14 protein-coding genes and 1 pseudogene are annotated in these 18,257 nt (G+C 67.3%); 4 read left to right on the top strand and 11 right to left on the bottom strand.

What is annotated here, in order from left to right:
* Positions 1-234: 234 nt before the first annotated feature.
* The 6 genes from egtD to LCE31_RS02775 form a co-directional block, all read right to left on the bottom strand.
* The gene (gene egtD / locus LCE31_RS02800; protein ID WP_225012318.1) at positions 235-1,194 is read right to left on the bottom strand and encodes an L-histidine N(alpha)-methyltransferase; all 960 of its coding nucleotides are present in this window, start codon (positions 1,192-1,194) and stop codon (positions 235-237) included.
* Complete coding sequence (locus tag LCE31_RS02795) at positions 1,154-2,311, bottom strand: MFS transporter (protein WP_225012317.1); 1,158 nt, start codon at positions 2,309-2,311, stop codon at positions 1,154-1,156. Before LCE31_RS02795 ends, egtD begins: the two co-directional genes overlap by 41 nt.
* A 188-nt stretch (positions 2,312-2,499) precedes the next feature.
* Complete coding sequence (locus LCE31_RS02790; protein WP_225012316.1) at positions 2,500-3,804, bottom strand: ATP-grasp domain-containing protein; 1,305 nt, start codon at positions 3,802-3,804, stop codon at positions 2,500-2,502.
* A gap of 4 nt (positions 3,805-3,808) precedes the next feature.
* Positions 3,809-4,678, bottom strand: coding sequence for a GNAT family N-acetyltransferase (locus tag LCE31_RS02785; protein WP_225012315.1), 870 nt, complete (start codon positions 4,676-4,678; stop codon positions 3,809-3,811).
* Positions 4,679-4,934: 256 nt separating this feature from the next.
* Positions 4,935-6,149 (bottom strand): MFS transporter, encoded by a 1,215-nt coding sequence (locus LCE31_RS02780; protein ID WP_225012335.1) that lies wholly within the window; start codon positions 6,147-6,149, stop codon positions 4,935-4,937.
* Positions 6,150-6,282: 133 nt separating this feature from the next.
* Positions 6,283-6,549, bottom strand: a complete 267-nt coding sequence (locus tag LCE31_RS02775; RefSeq protein ID WP_225012314.1) for an SH3 domain-containing protein — start codon at positions 6,547-6,549, stop codon at positions 6,283-6,285.
* Between the two features lie 1,234 nt (positions 6,550-7,783).
* On the opposite strand from LCE31_RS02775, the gene LCE31_RS02770 reads away from it, so the two are divergent.
* The 3 genes and pseudogenes from LCE31_RS02770 to LCE31_RS02760 all read left to right on the top strand — a co-directional run.
* On the top strand, positions 7,784-8,710 hold the full coding sequence (locus LCE31_RS02770) for a helix-turn-helix domain-containing protein (RefSeq protein WP_225012313.1): 927 nt from the start codon (positions 7,784-7,786) through the stop codon (positions 8,708-8,710).
* A gap of 421 nt (positions 8,711-9,131) precedes the next feature.
* Positions 9,132-10,376 (top strand): tyrosine-type recombinase/integrase, encoded by a 1,245-nt coding sequence (locus tag LCE31_RS02765; RefSeq protein ID WP_225012312.1) that lies wholly within the window; start codon positions 9,132-9,134, stop codon positions 10,374-10,376.
* Positions 10,377-10,607: 231 nt separating this feature from the next.
* Positions 10,608-11,054, top strand: a pseudogene (locus tag LCE31_RS02760) (alpha/beta fold hydrolase); the annotation flags it as partial.
* A gap of 110 nt (positions 11,055-11,164) precedes the next feature.
* Here LCE31_RS02760 and LCE31_RS02755 read toward each other — a convergent pair.
* Positions 11,165-12,778 carry a tannase/feruloyl esterase family alpha/beta hydrolase gene (locus LCE31_RS02755; protein WP_225012334.1) on the bottom strand — a complete coding sequence of 538 codons (1,614 nt, stop codon included), beginning with the start codon at positions 12,776-12,778 and terminating at the stop codon, positions 11,165-11,167.
* Positions 12,779-13,342: 564 nt separating this feature from the next.
* Here LCE31_RS02755 and LCE31_RS02750 point away from each other — a divergent pair.
* Positions 13,343-13,900, top strand: a complete 558-nt coding sequence (locus tag LCE31_RS02750) for a CGNR zinc finger domain-containing protein (RefSeq protein ID WP_225012311.1) — start codon at positions 13,343-13,345, stop codon at positions 13,898-13,900.
* Positions 13,901-14,014: 114 nt separating this feature from the next.
* Here LCE31_RS02750 and LCE31_RS02745 read toward each other — a convergent pair whose 3' ends face one another.
* The 4 genes from LCE31_RS02745 to LCE31_RS02730 form a co-directional block, all read right to left on the bottom strand.
* Positions 14,015-14,863 carry a Gfo/Idh/MocA family protein gene (locus tag LCE31_RS02745; protein WP_225012310.1) on the bottom strand — a complete coding sequence of 283 codons (849 nt, stop codon included), beginning with the start codon at positions 14,861-14,863 and terminating at the stop codon, positions 14,015-14,017.
* A 246-nt stretch (positions 14,864-15,109) separates the two neighbouring features.
* Positions 15,110-16,309, bottom strand: a complete 1,200-nt coding sequence (locus LCE31_RS02740; protein ID WP_225012309.1) for an ROK family protein — start codon at positions 16,307-16,309, stop codon at positions 15,110-15,112.
* Between the two features lie 51 nt (positions 16,310-16,360).
* On the bottom strand, positions 16,361-17,227 hold the full coding sequence (locus tag LCE31_RS02735; protein ID WP_225012308.1) for a carbohydrate ABC transporter permease: 867 nt from the start codon (positions 17,225-17,227) through the stop codon (positions 16,361-16,363).
* Positions 17,227-18,198: a carbohydrate ABC transporter permease gene (locus tag LCE31_RS02730; protein ID WP_225012307.1), complete on the bottom strand. Its 972-nt coding sequence runs from the start codon at positions 18,196-18,198 to the stop codon at positions 17,227-17,229. Before LCE31_RS02730 ends, LCE31_RS02735 begins: the two co-directional genes overlap by 1 nt.
* Between the last annotated feature and the right edge of the window lie 59 nt (positions 18,199-18,257).

The following is an 18,257-nucleotide window of genomic DNA, read 5'->3' as shown; positions in this document are numbered from 1 at the left end:
CGGAGAGCCAAGCCGCAACCCTGTATGCGGCTTCGGGCGCGCACCGTTTTTCTTCCTGAACGACGTGGAACGGGAGCTGATGGAAGACCGTCCAACTGCCCACCGATTCCTGCTGACTAGTCGGAACATGTCGGCCGGGTCAGTGATCGCTAACGAGCTCTACGCCGCACTGCGACGGGCCGTCGAAAAGACTGGGGCACGATCGAGTTGGGCCAGCGCTCGGGGTTGTGCTAGTTACCCTGCGCGATGAGACGCGGTGGGGGTCGCGAGCGTGAGACCGTAATACTCGTGCGGGTCAGTCCACCAGTGCTGGGTGGTTAGGCCCGACGCAGCGAGCTCGCGGGACAAACTCGTGGGACGGAACTTCGCCGAGACCTCCGTACGCAATTCCTCGCCGGTTGCGAAGCCGATAGTCAGGCCTCCTGCCAGGGTCGTGACCGTCTGTTCGCGTCGGGAGTGCAGCCGCATCTCGATCCACTCGTGGTCCGCGTCCCATACGGCGCGGTGCTCGAAGGCCTCCAGATCGAAGTCGGCTCCGAGTTCACGGTTGAGGCGGGCCAGAAGGTTGAGGTTGAAGGCTGCCGTAACGCCCGTGGCGTCGTCGTAGGCGCGCACGAGGGTGTCTGGGTCCTTGACGAGGTCGACACCGAGCAGCAGGGCGTCGCCGGGCTGCATCTGGCCCCGCAGTGAGATGAGGAATCGGGACCGTTCGGCGGGCAGCAGGTTGCCGAACGTGCCGCCGAGGAACGCCACCAGCCGCGTACCCTTCGGGAGGCGGAAAGTCGTGAAGTCGGCGACCACCGGCTCGATGGTCAGACCCTGGTAGGACGGGGCGAGGGAGCTGGCCGCTGCGTCGAGGGCGCTGGTGCTGATGTCGACTGGGCAGTACCGCTGTAGGTTGCCGATACTGCCCATCGTGTCGAGGAGCAGGCGGGTCTTCTCGGAGAAGCCCGACCCGAGCTCGATCAGCGTGTCGGCTTGGGTGAAGCGGGCGATGGTTGTGCTGTGTTCGGCGAGGATCGTCGCCTCTGCCCGGGTGGGGTAGTACTCGGGGAGGTGGGTGATCGCCTCGAACAGGTAGCTGCCCACCGCGTCGTAGAGCCATTTGGGCGACAGCGTCTTCGGTGTCGAACATAGCCCTTTGCGTACATCGCTAAGCAGATCGAGATCGATTGTGGCTGTCTGCGTGCTCATGGTGTCCTCCAGCCAGATGGTGCGGTCGGGAGCGGGGGCGGGCCGATGCTGTGGCGGCCGTCACGGCTGCGGCGGCAGCGGCAGCGGGCAAGAACAGGTCGCTGGCGAACACGCCTGCCGCGGCAGTTCCCAGGGCGCAGCCGATGCCCAGTGACGACGTCACGAGCGCGGTAGTCTCGGTCGCGTGCCCGGCGGGAGCCAGGGTGCTCGCAGACAGGTAGGCGGCAGAGATCATGGGAGCCATGACCAATCCTGGCGCTACCGTGGCGATAGTCAGGGCGGTCGCGCTGCTCGCTGCCAGCGGCAGCAGCCACCCGGCCGCGAACAGGGAGGCGAGCCAGGCGAGTTGGACGAGCGGACTCGTGAGCCACGCGCGCCGCCCGTATGCCAGGCCGCCAGTGACAGCGCCGACGGACAGCGCGGCGGGCAGCACGCTTGACAGCGAAGCCGTGTCCAGGCGGGCCGCAGCACGCACCGCCACGACTGTGATCGCCCCCATTGGGCCGCCTGCGCACAGCATGGCGAGGCAGACGAGGCGGAGGCGGACGGAGCGCAGTGGCCCGATCCAGTCGTACCGTGGCGACACGGGGCGACGGCGCGCTGGGGGAGTCCGAATGATCAGGACGGTCCCGAGAGTGCTTGCCAGGGCACAAGCGATGAACGCTAGGCGTGCGGATGCCGCCGTGGTGATACCGGCGGCGGCCAGGGGGCCCATCACGTAGATCATTTCTTGGGACGCGGTGTCGAGGGCGAGGACGACGTGTAGATGGCGGCGGCTGGGCATCGTGACCGGCCATAGTGCTCGCGTTGTGGCGTCCAGTGGCGGAGCGATCGCCCCAGCAGCCAGGATCAAACCGACGGCGAGAGCCGCGTGGTTGATCACGCCGAAGGCGAGGCAGAGCATCGCCAGGGCGCTCACCGTGTTTGCGGCCGGCAGGACCACCTGCGTGCCGAGTCTGTCGATGAGGCGCCCCAGCACAGGCCCGCTGACCGCGCCAGCACCCAGATACATTGCGGCCAAAGCGCCCGTCCACGCCAGATGCTCTGCCCGGACGGACATCAGCAGGCTCAAGGGAATCATTCCGCCAGGCAGGCGCCCGACCAGACTGCCAATCATCAACTGGGCGGTATGTGGCAGCTGCCAGACTTCTCGGTACCGGACGCCCTCTCTCGGCTCTGCCGGGCGTGCCATGAGTGCGCTCGGGGAACCGTCTGGGCGGTCGTGGGGTAGAGGTGAAGAGTTCATGGCGAGGCCACCGACAGGGCGTCGACGAGGGCCTGGTGGCGTGTCTGGGCCGGGGGAGGTTATGCGACGCATGCCTGACCGCGGGTGGGGGCGATTGTGACGTCGATGTTGCGGATGGTCAGTGAGAGGCGGTCGTGGCAGATGTCGGGGCTGTCGCCGGTGACGACGACGTGGGCGAGGCGATCCAGGATGGTGGCGTGCGGGGGCGCGCTGACCTCGTCGCCGGGGTGGGCTGTCGCGGTGCAGGTGTCAAGCCAGGATGTGTAAAAGCTTGGGAGCGTCAGCCGTACGACTCGTCCTGAGCTGCTGGGGTAGATAAATCGGACTGCCGCGGTGCCGGCGCGGGTGTGCTGCAAGTCCAGGGCTCGCACCCGTTGCCCGCTGGCGAGAGCGGCGGCGACGATGGGTAGGTTCACGCCGGTGGCCAAGTAGACGAGGTGGGGGATGAGGTCGCCGCCAAGGCGGGCGTTGATCTCGATGATGTGCGGGTTGATGCCGTCGATGAGCCGCATCTCCAGATGCATCACACCGTGGGTGATCCCGACCGCGTCGAGGGCGGCGGTGGCCACCTGGTGGATGCGCGGGTCCGAGGTGAGCGGATCGGTTGCGTCCACGACGTGCCCGACCTCTTCGAAGACGGGCTCCGGGCCGAGCTGTTTGTGGGTGACGGCGACGACGTGGACATCGCCGGGACCGAGGACGACACACTCAACGGAGATTTCCGGCCCGTGCAGGTACTCCTCCAGCAGTACGCCAGGTTCGCCTGTCGCTTCCAGGCCTAGGGCCCGCGCAAAGCGTGCGGCGCGAAAGGCCTCGCGGACCTCGGCTTCGGAGTCTGCTCGCCGCACACCGGCGCTGCCGCCCATGGAACGCGGCTTGAGTACCACCGGGTAGCCGAGCTCGGCGGCGTTGCGCGCTGCGGCGTCCTCCGAAGCCACCAGCAGGGAGCGGGCGGAGGGGACGGTCGCTGCCGCGAGCAGGGTCCGCGTGGCGTGCTTGTCGCGGGCCGCGGCGACGGACTCCGACGGGCTTCCGGGCGTATGCAGGTGTTCGGCCAGACGGGCGGCGAGGTGGACATGATGCTCCATGTAAGTCATCACGCCGGCGATCTCATGCCGGTAGCCCAGCTCCCGCGTCGCGGCGAAGACTGCCTCGTGATCATGCAGGTCGACGGCGCGCGATACGGCAGCGTAGGTCATCGCCCAGGCCGGCGGTCGCTCGTCCAGCAGCGCGACAGAGAACCGTTCACCGATGGAACGCAGGCCATAGGACCTGAATTGCTGATTTCCGGCGCCGACCACGATGGTGAGGGGCCCGGGGGCGCGTGTTTTCATGTGCGTGACCTGTTCTGTCGTGTCGGACAAGGGCCTAGGCAGCGGATCGGGCGCCGGTCTGCCCCCAGGCGCGGTGAACTTGCGTCTCCAGCGCGGTGTTGAAGGCGCGCAGGCGGGAGATGGGGCGAGTGTTGTGCCGGGGCAGGTAGACCAGGCTGGTCAGGGGCTCCGCACGGAAACCCATACGCCGTTTGTAGAGGTAGTTCGAGCGTCCGGCGTCAATGGTTCGGGCCCCGGTCTCTGCCGCGTACACGACGCTTTGATGCATCAACCAGCCGTACGTGTGAAGCCGGGAGTTGCGCGTTTGGTCGATCGCTGCTGCCCACAGGTACAGGCCAGAGCCGTAGCGGAAGGCGAAGAAGCCGCCGGCCAGGTCGCCATCCCTGTCCAGCGCGAGCAAGCCCACGGCGCCGGGCACCTGGAGAAGACGCTCCAGCATCTCCTCTCCGTAGAGGGCAGGACGACGACGCTCGCTCGTGGCCCGAGCCTGCTGCGTGAAGACGGACAGATAGCGGCGCAGCTGGGGGCCGCGGGCTATGTGCAATCGCAGCCCCGCCTCGCTCCCGCGGCGGTACTGACGCAGGAACTCGCTACGGTGCTTGGCCGAGGTTCCGCCGAGAAAGTCGCGGACTCCGTTGCCGACCAGGGCCTGATGTGCCCAGTACAAGGTCACCTGCGCATCGGCCGGCCGCGCGGTGTGCCACTGGGCACACTGGGAGGGCGGCAGATTGGAGACCACCAATGCCTCAGCGCTCAGCTCCCTGGTCAGCTGCCGCCCACGGTCGATCGCCTCGGCCTTGACAGCGAAGGGTGCCGACGGCAGGCCTCCGTACTCGCCGTAGACGGACGGCGCGTACAGCACAGGACCGGTGAAGGCAGGAGCGACGCCAGCGTCGTGCTCCATCGCTCGCCACAGCGGCGACCCATCCACCAAGGAGAACGATAGGCGGTAGCCCGGGTTCGAACTGGGGTCATTGGGGCGTAGGTACAGGTGTCGGTGTGACAGCACCGGCTCCGTGCGCACGGACTGCCAGGCCGCAGCCCACTCACGCGTTTGAAAGGGGGTGGGGGCCGGTCGCTCCCGTGGCACGCTCGTGAGCGTCGAGTACCAGTGGGAGGTGACGGTAGTGGGCAAGGACACAACAGTGGACATGGACGGCTCACTCTTCAAGATGAGTAGAAGTGAAAGCCGCGCGTACGCGCGCGAGAGCGGCCAAAGGCGCGCTGAGGGCGGCACCGAGGACCCCCGTAGCGAGCGTCGTGAGCGCGACCAGTTCTCCACCGCCCGTCGCAAGGGACCACGACGCCAAGACGGGGGCGACAATGACGGCGACCGCGAGAGATGACCCCCAGACCCCTGCGTAGGCGCCGCGTAGATGCGGAGGAGAGATCTTTGACAAGACATCGGACGCCCCGAGATAGAGCAGGATTTCACCGGGTACGGCCGCGCCCACCGCGGCGCTGTACTGCCACGTGGTGTGCGCTAGACCCGCGCTGCCCATGCCAGCGCCCAGCAGCAGGGAGCTCAGTGCGAGCATGCCCACCCTGGGGCGGTGGCCGGCGCAAAGTCGGCTGAGCCACGGCGTCAATAGCGGAGTCAGGATGAGCACTGCAGCGCTGTTGGCGACTTGAGTCCACCCGTAGGAGGTCGCGGGAAGACGATCACTTTGCATCAACAGCGGCAGGGCGCTGAACATGTCGCTGGCGCAGGTGAGTGCACACAGGCTGGCTGCCCACAGCAGCCACAGCAGCGGATCGAGCCGCAATCGCGGTTGATCGGGAGTCAGCGCTCGCGGGTCAGCGGCCAGACGGTCAGGGGGCAAAACCCGCACCACAGCCAGTGCACACATTGCAGAAGCCGCGCCGTTGAGCCAGAACAGGGCCGCGTAGCCAGCAGCGGAGGCGAGAAGGCCCCCCGCGGCACCAGTGAAAGCCGCCCCGACATTCACGGCTCCGTAACGCCATCCTGACACGGCTGCCTGACGCGCCGGATCTGGCAGCAGCTCCGCGATCAGCGATGTGATGACCGGCCGCGGGGCATCGTAGACCGTCCCGGCAATGAACGTTCCGATACACACCATGTCCAGATCCCGGGCCTGCGCGAGCAGCGGCAGCGCGAAGGCCGCTGTCGTCAAGACAGTGACCAAGACGCGGCGCCGGCCGAACCGGTCCGCCGCCCACCCGGTCGTCAACTGCCCAACTAGCCAACCGACACCGAATAGTGAGGCGATCTGACCAGCCATCGTGGCTGAATACCCGATGTCCGACAGGTGATAAGTCAAGAACGGGTACGAGAATCCGGCGCTTCTGGTGACGAGGGTAGTGACCAGAAGAGCTCGAATCCCGGGTGGCCAGCGATCTGTGCGGGTGCGCAAAACGATTACAGACAAGGGTGCTCTCCGCGAGTAGGCCGGGCCAGCTGAATACCGAAAGGAAAAGGTCGCCCGCCTGCCCGTCCTTCGGGGCAGGCCCCGAAGGACGGGCAGGCAGCCTTCAACCGCCGGATGTTCAGCAGTACTCAGGAATGCACGTGTGTACGTCCCCGGACCCGTGCACGAGGTCCTCGCGCACATAGCCCACGACGCCGGTCTTGGTGATCCTGAGGTGGTACCACCAGTAGCTACCGGTGAACTTCCCACCGGTGAGCTCCGTGCAGCTGTAGTTCTTGTAGGCGACCCCGACGATCGGCGCGCCGGTCGACGCGGAGGCTCGTACGTTGGCTGCGCTGGCCGTGATGTAGCAGCTCGGTGCCGCACTTGCAGAGGTAGCGGCCACTGCGCCCGCTCCCCCCAAAGCGGCCGTCATCGCCAGGGCCGTACATACTCGGGCAGTTTTCATGCGCATGACAGAACTCCTCGTGGATGTTGGAAACGAGCAAGGGAGGGAGCCCGAGCTAAACCGGTTCATTGCGCGGAACTCCCCCTATGTCGGCAGTCCTCGGATGAGATCGCAGAGCTGGGTCGAAGTAAGCGCAGCCATCCGCCGATTTCTGTGACGTGGTCGCACATGCCAGAACATCTCCGGACTCAAGTAATTCTTCAGGTAATGAAGCAGTACTCGTCTATGGCGAGCCGGCCGCGACCTGACCTACTCGAAAAGGTCAGTTGTGATGCGCTGCCTCTGCCTAGCCAGGACCGGGAGTCACGGCGATGACATTCCTTGACGCCGCGTCAGGCGGCGCGTTGTTCGGTGCCACCACGGACATGCCGAGGATGCTTCTTCCTCCTAACTAGCGCGGACGCCACAGTTGTGAGCCGTCTGGCCGGCAAGCGGTTAGTGCCGAGTTTCATTCCAGACCATCCGCAGAATTTTCGCCAGTGCGAACTTATTTCCTGAAATTCAATTTCAGGAAAATGTGCTTCCTTTGGGTGATGGACGAGGAATGCGGCGTCCTAACTGCCCGCGCCGGGCGTGGAGGGTGGTGGCGTGACCCCGCGTCGGGGCCGCAGGAACGGACTCTCTAGAGGTTCGGTGTGGGAGAGGTCTTGCTGAGCAGGACGCTGCTGCGGGCGTGTGCCTGGAGCGGGCGTGGCCACTGCGGCTACGGAACCGAAACGCGTCACCCCACCGACCGAAAAATGCACGTGAACCGGTCAAAGCGCGGGGCTGGAGCAAGCGGATTGATCGCAGGAGCCCTCACCCCGCTGGACTCGATGGTGAGGCTGCTTGGCGGCTTCATTTCGGCTTGTGACCTGCGTAAACACGTTCATGAGGCAGAGTCAGGACAACGACTGCTCGCCGAGCCTGAGTAATTAGGCGCACCAATCAGTCACCTTATTCGTCTTCCCAAAGGCCTCGACACTGTTAGAGGCTTGCCGTGGCAGCCGTTGTCCTTGGCCGAGGAAGAGGGTCGGGCATCGAGGTGAAGTGGCTGCGGTAACACGGGCAGAGGTGGCCAGCGTGATGCGATTAGATCGGCAGCGTGTGTAAGTAGACCGCGCGAAAACGATCACATCGTTAGTCATCGAATTCACCCTTCTATGGGGCAGTCGCCAGTTTCCTTGTCGTGATGGAGCGCGCGGACGGCGGAGCTGCAAAGTCTTGGGAGTTTGAAGTGACCAGTCGTCAGTGCCTGCGGCAGCTACTTGCGGAAAAGCGGGATGCTCTCGCGCCGGAGGATCTCCTCCCTCCCGGCTCGTGCCAACCCGTCGGTCCCCGGCGCGGAAGACGTCAACACGGCGTCTCTCAAAGGCAAGTGGCAGAGGCCATAAAGGTCAGTGAGAGAACCTACGGAGACTTTGAACGAGGCCTTACTGTGCCGACGGTCGAGTTCTTGGAAAAAGTCGCCGTCAAGCTGCGTATGAACGATGGTGAGCGATTTGCGCTTTTCGCCTATGCTTTGAGGAGAGACCCGCCCATTCGGCATGACACGTCGAGTTCTCCGCTACTGTCAGAAGCCTGGATCAGAGCGCTGGCCAACACCTCTGGACAGCCGATCTATATCGGTGACATTGCCTGGAACATACTCGCGTGCAACTCCGATTTTAAGTCGATCTTTCCTCGTGTAATCGGCCGCCCGCAGCACCGGCTTCCGGAAAGCAACCTGATGCGCTGGATACTGCTCTCAACTGCTGCCCGCGAACACCACCTGGTCGACTGGGAGAGATCTTGGGCGCGGCCCTTCGCCGCCAAACTACGGATGAGTGTCGCCGCTTATCCGGAGAGTCAGGATCTTAGGGCGCTAGATCGGGCTGCATCGTCCGACCCAATCGTCGGGGCAATCTACCGCGAGAGGGGTCTGCCGTACGGCGGCGTTGACGCCGGCGCCTTGCCCATCCGCAGTTATCGCTCAGCCAGGGGCAACCGCTGCTGTAACCGGCATGACCGATCGGAACTCACTACCGCCGCCTTGTGCACTGCACAGCTGGCAGGGGCCAGGGGAACGCACCTCGGCTTCATCGTCTTCGACGAAGGTGAAAATACGAGCGGTACCTAGCCGACTCGAAACGAACCGGCAATCCTGGGGACAAAAGATTTCCACTTAGTCGATTTCACAGCTGAGGACGCGACGATGACAAGTCTAAGCAAGAAAGCCAACATTGTTTCTTCGCCCCCTGTGGACCGGTATATGATGCCAAGGGAGGTGGAGGAGCGACTTGGTATTTCACCTTCAACTCGGCGTAGGTGGACGAATCGTGGTCTGCTGCGCGCCATTCCTCTTGGCCCGTACTACCGGCCCGGTCCAGGAGGTGGCCGCAAAGGGAACAGGAATGGTAGTCGGGTGCGCTACAGTGAGCTTGAGGTAAATGATCTCTTCGAGCGAATAAAGAAAGGTGAGCTTGCCCGCCCACCCAAACCTGTAGATCCTTAGATGTGGCAGTCTTGGACGAGCTGGATCTTTCGAAGGAAGCGAAAATATGGCTGAGTCTGACGCGCCATTTGATCGATGGCACAAGAAGCATCCGAAGGTGGGTGATGTGAAGTGTAAATGTGGCACGAAGAAGAATCCGCTGTACCCGTCGGCCGATCACGGGCGCGGTCTGCAGTGGCAGGCCCGCTACAAGGACTCGAACGGCCGGCCGCGTCGGCCGATGTTCGCTACGTGGGAGGAAGCCCGGGATCATCTGGACAAGGTTCGTGCAGCCCTGCGCACCAATTCGTGGGTGGATCCTGAGCCCGGGAGGAAGCCCGTGGCGTTCTACGCGGACGAGATGATCGCGCGGCGGAGGAAGATGAGGGGGAACGAAAATACGCTCGTCGGCTATGAGGGGCATATACGACGCTACATCAAGCCATTTGCGGGCTTCAGGCCTGCGCAAAGTCTTGCTCGCCGGGACACGGCCGCCTTCATTGACTTCTTGTTGGAGCGGCCAGCTCTCAAAGAGGCGTCCAGCGTGGTCCAAGTCTTCAGGACTTGGCGCATCCTCATGAACTACATGATTGACGAGGATGTTCCACTGCCCGCTAATATCTGTGCCCGCATCGCACTTCCAGAGGTTGTGCCGCGAGTCAGTGTTGCGCTGTCTCCAGAGCAGGTGGTCGATCTTGCCACGGCCATGCGTGAAGTGGAGCCGCGGCTGGAGATCCTAGTGTGGATCGGATGTTGTGCCGGGCTTCGTGAGGGGGAGGCCTTCGGACTCACCAGGCAGGCCGTGGAGTGGGACCAGGACCTGCTCTATGTAAGGGAGCAGCGCCAACGAGGCAAATCCGTGAAGCTTAAGACGCGGGCGAGCTACGCGACGCTTCCGGTGGATCATTTCCTCATCATGCGGCTGAAGGAGCACCTTGAGACTTTTCCTCAGGTGGCTCCGGTCTGCGCTGACACCAAACGTCTGCAGCGGGCGAGGGGATATGCTCCGCCGCCGGATGAAGGCCTGATCGTCACCAATCGGCTAGGGCGGCCCCTCACTCCAGGGGCTTTCGAGCTCCACTGGAAGCGGGCCGTGCGATTGGCGGGGCTCCCTGGCGAGACCCGGTTTCACGATCTGAAGCACTTCTACACGACGCGCCTCGGCGCTTCCGGCCAGTTCGACCCCAAGACGGTGCAGGCTCTCTCGCGACACGCCAAGTTCACCGAGACCTGGGACAGGTATGCCCACCCTCCGCTTGCGGTTCAGGGCGTCAGGGTGAGCACCTTCGGATCCCTGTTCACCGTGTCGTGACCGACGTCCCCGCCGGCGCGCAGTCGCACTGTGGGGACTTGACCCGACCCGGCCCTGTTGTGCGAGACTTCCTGCCAGTTCGAGGCTTCCCATCGCGACGCGAGGGGACACCGGTCCGTGGAACGACCGGTGCACTTGATTCGACCCCGATTCGACCCCGTGAGTATCAGCAGAGTGGATCAATGCTCTGACCAGGGAAGACGGGGTGCGGTAGATGCTACTGGTGATTCCCAGTGGTACTTCGCCTCCGAACGCGGCAAGAAGGCGATGGAGAACGAGGACGAGCGCCTCGCGCTGTGCCGCTACGTGTGGACGCTCGTCTCGCCGAACTGGAACTTCGACGACGCCACCTTCGAGCGCACGGCCCAGGCGTTCAAGAACCCCGACTACGCCGCCGTCGTGCTGTACAACTACCGCTGGCGCATCGGCCTGATCGAGGGCGAGAGCCGCTACGACCGCTACGAGAAGCAGCTCGCCGCCCAGCCCGTGATCGGTGTCCCCACCGTCACCCTGGACGCCGCCCTCGACCCGTTCACCCCGGCCGGCGACGGCTCCAGTTATCGCGGTTACTTCACCGGCCCCTACCGGCACCGCACCATCGCGGACGTCGGCCACAACCTGCCGCAGGAGGCTCCCACCGCGTTCGCCCAGGCCGTGATCGACGCGGACCACCTCTGAGGGCCGTATCCGTTCCCGGGCCGAGGCGCCGGCCGGTGCCGGGGTCCGGGCGCCCGTTCCCCGGCCCCGGCGGTTCGAGCCGCTGGGGCCGGGTGTTGCCGCCCGCTCTTTCAGTGACCGGGCGGCAGGACGCAGCGGAAGCTGGAGGCGAGGGCCGGGTCTCCCTCGCCCTTGTAGCGTGACACCCCGGGGTAAGCGCACAGGTCGCGTTCGACCCGCTCGCCTCCCGCGTTGATCAGGACGGCGGGCAGGGTCGCGGGTGCCTTGCCGTGCTCGACCCAGCCGGTCAGCGCCGCGAGTCCGTCGGCCGAGCCGTCGAGACCGTCGAGACCGCAATGCGCGGTGTTCGGGGCGAGGAAGAGACGGTAGAAGCCGTCGGTCCTGCTGGAGCCGCCCGTCTCCCGTTCGACCCGCGTGCGGTACCGCACGGTGCCCTGGGTGGGGATGTACTGGTCGGCGCTGCCCTGCCAGGTGATCAGCTTGCCACCGGACTTGCGGAAGGCGGACAGGTCGGGATCGCCGGTGCCGATGATCTTGCCGTACTCGGCCTCGGACTGCTCGAACAACGTGGTGAAGTCGCGGTAGGTGATGGTGGACAGGTCGAAGGACGGGTCCTTTTTCAGGAAGAGCTGGGTCCACGCCGCGGGCACCTGGAAGGGCACGCCCTTGGTGGTGCCGTCGGTGTCCGTCGTGGAGCCGGCGAGGCCGCTCAGATCCGCGCCGATCGGGACACCGGACCACAGCTTCCTGCCCGAGGCGGTGCGCGGACCGTCCCAGATCTTGCGGACCACCTCGGCGTCGGCCGCCGTGATGGTCAGTTTCCCACCGTCGCACGTGACCTTGGTGCCGATCAGCCGGCGCGGGTCGAAGTCGCAGCGGGACACGTCGTCGACCAGACCGTCCTTGAGGCCGTCGAGCTTGTCGCACGCCGTGACGGCGGCGTCGGTGAAGGCCTTGAACTCGCAGTCGGTCGGGTAGGTCCTTTCGTTGTTCATGACCACCTGCGGCCACAGGGTGGCGACGACGTACTTGTCCCAGTTGATGGCGGGGGCGTCCGCGAGGATGCCGTCGTAGTCGTCGGGATAGCGCTCAGCCTCCATGTAGCCCTCGCGTCCGCCGGTGGAGCAGCCGGTGAAATAGGAGAAGGCGGCGCGCTTGCCGTAGAAGCTGTTGACGACGGCCTTGCCGAGGATCGCCGCCTCGTGCTGAGAGCGCGAGGCGAAGTTCTTCAGCAGCGCGGTATTGACCTGCCCCTTGCCGTTCAGCACCCAACCCGTGTCCAGGACGTCACCGACACCGGCGTCCGTGGTGGTCGCCGCGTAGCCGTTCTTGACGGCGGCGCCCAGGCCGACGCCGTTGTCCCCGGCGCTGAAGGCGGTGCCGCCGACGGCCTGGAAGCGGCCGTTCCACGCCGTCAGGGGCAGCCACGTCCGCACCGTGGCGTGGTCGCCGTCGCCCGGGTGGGTGAGCGTGAACGTCACCTCGCAGAAGGCCGGGACATCGGGGACTTCACCTCCGAGATACCCGGCGCCGTGGATGGTGCCGCCCGCCCGGCTGTCCGCCGCTGCCGACACCACCTCGGTGCCGGGCGGGGCCTGCACGGCCGGCGCGGTACAGGCCGGCGGCGCGCCGGCGGAGGGCCGGGGCTCCGCCGAGGCGGTGGGCAGGCACACCGCCGCCACCAGCGGCACTCCGGCCGCGAGGACAGTGAGAACTCTCTTCATCGCTTTCCCATCCGAGAAGTAGGTGTGCGCCTGGTCGCGGCGGCACAGGTGCTTGTCCGCACGCATGCAGGGCAGTGGGGGGCGGCAGACGTGCGCGGGCGGCGCCCGCACGCGACTCCGTTGCCCCGGTCGCGTGTAGCGGAGCCCTCGGGGCCGACAAGGAACGCCTGACGGTATCACCGGTTAAAGCGGTGACGGAAGAAGACATGCCTTCGCCGGGCGCGCGGACGGCTCGAACCGCCGCTCGACGGCCCTGCGCTGACGTGACGTCACGCGTGGCGCGTCAGGCTCCTGACGGCCGGGCGCGGCGCCATGCCGAGCGCGTAGGGCCGGGCGCGACGAGGTGACCGCCGGGACCGGAGTGTCGCGGACGAGGAGCCCGCAGACGCGTGGGACGAGGGGCGGTGGCCCTGTCGGTCAAGGGGTGCGCCCACCCCGCGACAACACCGCTCTGACCTGCGCGGACGGCCGGTCTGTCGTACGGTCGCGTACGCCGGTCGCGGCGCACCCCGGGGTGGTGGCGGGGGCTTGCACCCGGCAGGAGTCACCTGTCAGGATGGTGATGTGAATCGTGACCATGTATTCGTGTGCGGGCACCCCGCCCTCGACTTCGCCGCCACGCTCCGGGCCCGGCGCTCGACCCGGTTCGAGGTGCTCGTAACGCCGGAGCGGCTGAACGCCTGGTATCTGGAGTCCGGGCTGGTGGACAGGATCACGCCGGGCCGTGAGGGCGACGTCAGGGAGGCGGTCGCCGTACGCGAGGCGCTCTACCGGCTCGTCACCGACCGCCGGCTCGGAGAGGACTTCACCCCGGAGGCACTCGACGTGGTCAACGCCGCCGCGCGCAGGCCCCCGGTGACACCGCAGCTCACGAGTCATGGACGACGCACGGAGGCCACCCCCGGGCAAGCACTGGCGACCGTCGCCGGGCAGGCCGTCGAACTCCTCAGCGGCCCGGACGTCCCGTTGATGAAGGAGTGCGGCAACCCGGAGTGCACACGGGTCTACATCGACCGTTCCCGGGGCATGCGGCGGCAGTGGTGCGGCATGGAGTCCTGCGGCAACAAGATCAAGGCCGCCGCCTACCGAGCCCGCAAGAAGGCGGCCCCGGCCACGCACTGATGTCTCGGCCTGGGGCGCGCACCGGGCGCCCCGGCGGCGGACCCGCCTCCGGTCTCGGGCCGGAAGCACCCCTGAGTGCGGCCCGGTCCGGACGGAAGGCCCAGGCGCGACCGGTCAGGCCGCCTGCGCGATGAGTCGCTGGAGCCGCAGCCCGCGCGCCGCGTCCAGGGACGTCGGCACGCCGGAGCGCACCGCCGCGGCGAACTCCCGGCGCAGCACGGGCCAGCACTCGTCGTGGTCGAGTTCCGCCGTGTCGTAGACCAGGGCCTCCGACCCGGGGCCGTAGAGCTCCACCCGCGTGGTCGCGCGGGCGAGGCCCACGGCGCCGGACAGCGATGCCTGGCTCACCGCGCCGTTCTCATGTTCGCAGGTCAGCTCGATCCAGCGGCGCGGGTCACCTGCGGAGCGGACGGACGCGATGGGGCCGACCGCGGCGTCCAGCAGGTCCAGCAGATGCGGCCCGAGGTCGGGCAGCGCGCCCTGCTCCAGCCGCCACGATGTGGCGAACTCCCCGCCGAGGAAGGCGCCGTGGAGATAGCGGGAGCGCGCACCCGTGATCTCAAGGTCCGCGGCCTCGCGCAGGAAAGCCCGGGTGGCGGGGTGGTAGCGCTTGGTGAGGACGAGCTGTGACACGACCCCCTGCTCGGCTACGGCGTCCGCCAGCCGGATCGCCGCGTCGAGATCGGCGGCCAGCGGCTTCTCCAGGAGAACGGCCTTCCCCGCCCGCACCGCGCGAAGAGCCAGGTTGGCCTGGACCGCGGGCGGGAGGGCGAACGCGACGGCCTCGCTGCGGTCGAGGAGTTCCTCGAACGAGGCGGCGACAGGGGCGCCGTAGGGGGCCGCGGTCTCGGCGGCGGCCTCGGGCCGCCGGGCCCAGACGGCGCTCAGCCGCGTCTCCGGGCCGGCCGCGAGCATCCGCGCGTGCATGGTGCGCGCCCAGGGGCCCGCACCGGCCAGCCCCACCCGCACCGGTTCCCGGAGGGGCGGGGACGTGCCCTGCGGTGAAGCCGGGAAGTGCGTCGGATGCGGGAGGTGCGGGGGATCGCTCTGCGGTGGCACAGGTGCTCCGGGTTCGGAGGAGAAGGAGTCGGAGGAGTCGGAGAAGGGGGAGGGGAGCCGGAGGTGAAGGGGGCGGAGCAGAGGAGAGGCAGGAGGAGGGAACGGGCGAGCGGCTGAGTGCGGACGGGCCCGACGCACCGCGCCCGCTGCTCAGCCGCCGCTCAGGGCGGCGAGTCTGATGTCGGCGCGGTCGGGGGCGTAGAGGTGCTCGACCACCATCGCCCCCGCGCCGCTGAGCGCGGCCAGGTCGCCCAACTGGGAGGTCACCACGTTGAGATGGGCCGTGGTGCGCGGCATGGCGCGCTGGTAGAGGAGCTCGCGGACGCCCGTGAGGAAGGGGGTGCCTGCCAGGTCTCCCGCGAGGACGAGTACCCCGGGGTTGAGCAGGGTGACGACCGTGACGAGGACGCCGCCGACGCGGCGGCCCGCCTCCCGGGCGAGCCGTACCGCGTCGGGCTGCCCCGCGGCGAGGTGTTCGCGCACGTCCGAGCCGGACGCGGTCGGCACGCCCGCGGCGGCGAGCTGCGCGGCGATGGCGCCGCCGCTCGCGACGGCGGCGAGGCAGCCGTAGGAACCGCACATGCACAGGGCGTCGGGGGCGTCGTGCAGCCGGATGTGCCCGATGTCGCCGGCGCCGCCGTCGATGCCCCGGTAGGGCTCGCCGTCCACGACGACCCCGGCGCCGATCCCGGTGGAGACCTTGACCAGGACGAAGGCCGAGCAGTCGGGGTAGTGCAGGCGCTGTTCCGCGTACGCCATGAGGTTGGCGTCGTTGTCGAGAAGGACGGGGATGTCGCCGCGGTCCGGATCGACGTGACGGGCGTACGCCTGCCGCATGCGGGCGGGCACCGGGAACCCGTCCCAGCCGGGCATGATCGGCGGCTGCACGATCTGCCCGACGCTCCAGTCCACAGGACCCGGCACCGAGAGACCGATCCCGAGCACCCGGGACACCTCCGTGCCCGCCCGGTCGAGCAGGGGGCTGAACCAGCGTGCGAGGGTGTCGAGGACGGCCTCGGGGCCGTCCGAGATGAGCAGGGGCGCCGAACTCTGCGCCAGGACAGCGCCGTCGAGCGAGAGCACGGCGACCGTGGCGTGCCGGGTCTCCAGGTCCACCGCGAGCACGACGCCGTGCGAGGCGTCGAACTCCAGGCGGGCGGACGGGCGTCCGCCGGTCGAGGAGGCCGAACTGGTGTCGCGCAGCCAGCCCGCGCCGAACAACTGGTCAAGCCGGTGCCCGATGGTGGACCGCGAAAGGCCCGTGGCGTGCTGGAGTTCGCCCCGGGTGGTGGCCTGCCCGCTGCGGATCAGCCGCAACAGGTGCCCCGCGCTCGCCTGGTTGGCCGGCATCGTCGTCCGTTCTCCTCGTGCTCGTCGTGCCACCGTGTGTCCCGCCTGTCCTCAGCCCTTGTCGGCGCCGCTGGTCAGACCCTCCGTCAGCAGCCGCTCCGCCGCGTAGAACAGGAGTACCACGGGGATGGTGAGGACCACGGAACCGGCCATGAGCACGGTCTTCGGCACCTCGATGCCGTTCGACAGCTGCTGCAGGCCCAGGGAGACCGTCCACTTGTCCGGGTCCGCGGCGAGGAACAGCAGCGCGAAGAGGAACTCGTTCCACGCGATCATGAAGATGTAGAGGCCGGTGGCCATGAGCGACGGCAGGGCGAGCGGCAGCACGACCTTGCGCACCGTCTGCAGCCGGGAGGCGCCGTCGAGGGCGGCGGCCTCCTCCACGCTCGCGGGGATGGTGACGAAGTAGTTCTTCAGCATGTAGATCGACACCGGCACCGTCTGGGCGATGTAGACGATCGCCAGGCCCACCAGGCTCCCCGACAGGCCCGCTTTCGCGAACATCACGAAGAGTGGGACGGCGAGAAGCGTCGCCGGGAAGAGGTACACGGCGAGGAACAGCGCGCTGACCTGCCGCCCGCCGAAGAACCGCAGCCTGCTGATGGCGTAGGCGCCGGGGACGGCCGCGGCGAGCGTCAGCGCGACGGTACCCAGCGACACGAGCGCCGAGTTGAGCAGCAGCTTCAGGAAGCCCTGCCCGCCGTCGGAGGCCGGCTGGAGGACGTTCTCGTAGGTGGCGAGCGTGAAGTCCTTGGCGGAGACCCACATCGAGCCCGGGTCGAGCAGCAGGGCGTCGATGGGCTTCACCGACAGCAGCAGCATGTAGTAGAAGGGCACCAGGGTGATGAGGCCGAGCAGGACGATGACCACCCAGCGGGCCACGCCGAAGAACCGCTCCTCGAACTGTGCGCGGGTCATCACGCCTCCTCCTGCACCTTCTTGGCGAAGAACTTGAAGTAGATGCCGAGCAGCACCATCAGGACGACCGCGAGGACCAGCGCCTGCGCGGCGGCGGCGCCCACGTCGAAGTTCGCGGTGAGGAAGTCGTACACGCGCACGGCGACGACATCGGTGCCCGAGCCGCCGCCGGTCAGCAGGTAGACGTCGTCGAACTTGTTGAACGTCATGATGAAGCGCAGCACGCACAGCAGCGCGATCACCGGCATCAGCTGCGGCAGCAGGATGTACCGGAAGCGCTGCGTGGGCGTCGCCCCGTCCACGCGCGCCGCTTCCTCAAGTCCCCCGGGTACGGCCTGGAGCCTGGCCAGCAGGAAGAGGAACGCGAACGGGAAGTACCGCCAGGTCTCGAAGGCGATGACGGTGAGCAGGGCGAGCGGGATGCCGACGTGCCACCCGAGGAGGTCGACCTCGTAGGAGCGGGTCGAAAGGAACGCGATGGGGTTGTCCCAGCCGAGCAGCTTGGCGCCCCACTGGTTGACGATGCCGTACTGCGGGCTCAGCGCCGTCTGCCAGACGAAGGCCACCGCGACGACCGGCGCCACGTACGGCAGGAGCATGGTGCTGCGCAGGAAGCCCCGGCCCCGGAACGGTTTGCGCAGGGCGAGCGCGGCGACGAGGCCCAGCACGACGGAGCCGAGGGTGCCGCCGACGGTGTAGGCGAGCGTGGTGAACAGGCTGGACCAGAAGCCGGGTGAGGTGAAGACCTCGGTGAAGTTGTCCAGCGACCAGTTCCCGAAGATCCCCATGCCCTGGATGTCGACCAGCTTGGCGTGCTGGAAGGACAGCAGCACGGTCCACAGGATCGGGACGACCACGACGACGAGGACCACCACGAAGGTGGGGCTGACGAAGGCCAGACCGGCCCGGTTCTCCCGCTGGGAGGTGGTGAGTCGGCGTCGCTTCTTCGCGACGCCCGGTGCAGTGCTCATGATGCGTCTTCCTCGTGGTGCGGCCGGTGGCATGGGTGTCTTCCCGTATGGCGGCCGGT

This window comes from Streptomyces sp. 8L (genome assembly GCF_020176795.1).
Lineage (GTDB): Bacteria > Actinomycetota > Actinomycetes > Streptomycetales > Streptomycetaceae > Streptomyces.
Note: the sequence above shows the minus strand (reverse complement) of the source record. Positions and strands in the feature narration are given on the sequence as shown.